Origin of the sequence: Stenotrophomonas sp. A3_2 (assembly GCF_036624925.1) — a bacterium.
Classification (GTDB): Bacteria; Pseudomonadota; Gammaproteobacteria; order Xanthomonadales; family Xanthomonadaceae; genus Stenotrophomonas; species Stenotrophomonas hibiscicola.
This window is the reverse complement of sequence record NZ_JAZKVY010000280.1, coordinates 1-412: the sequence shown is the minus strand read 5'-3', so window position 1 is coordinate 412 and position 412 is coordinate 1. Positions and strand designations below refer to the sequence as shown.

Annotated in this window: 2 rRNA genes; both read left to right on the top strand. The window is 58.3% G+C overall.

The annotated features are described in order from the left end of the window. Positions 1–2 precede the first annotated feature (2 nt). Positions 3–117 (top strand): 5S ribosomal RNA (gene rrf, locus R5H29_RS13905). Positions 118–249: 132 nt separating this feature from the next. Further along, a 5S ribosomal RNA gene (gene rrf, locus R5H29_RS13900) occupies positions 250–364 on the top strand. Positions 365–412: the final 48 nt, after the last annotated feature.

Below are 412 nucleotides of genomic sequence, written 5' to 3'. Positions count from 1 at the left end.
TCCCTGGTGAAATTAGCGCTGTGGAACCACCCGATCCCATCCCGAACTCGGAAGTGAAACGCAGCTGCGCCGATGGTAGTGTGGCTCAAGCCATGCGAGAGTAGGTCATCGCCAGGGTTTACACCCAAAACCCCGCTGCTTACGCAGCGGGGTTTTTCTTTATAAGTGAAGGCACTGCGTTTTCCGGGTTCCTTCCGCCCCAAGGGCAAGATCGCGAGCTGGCGCTGCAAGCGCTGCTGCAACCGTCTCCCTGGTGAAATTAGCGCTGTGGCACCACCCGATCCCATCCCGAACTCGGAAGTGAAACGCAGCTGCGCCGATGGTAGTGTGGCTCAAGCCATGCGAGAGTAGGTCATCGCCAGGGTTTACACCCCAAACCCCGCTGCTTACGCAGCGGGGTTTTTCTTTGTGC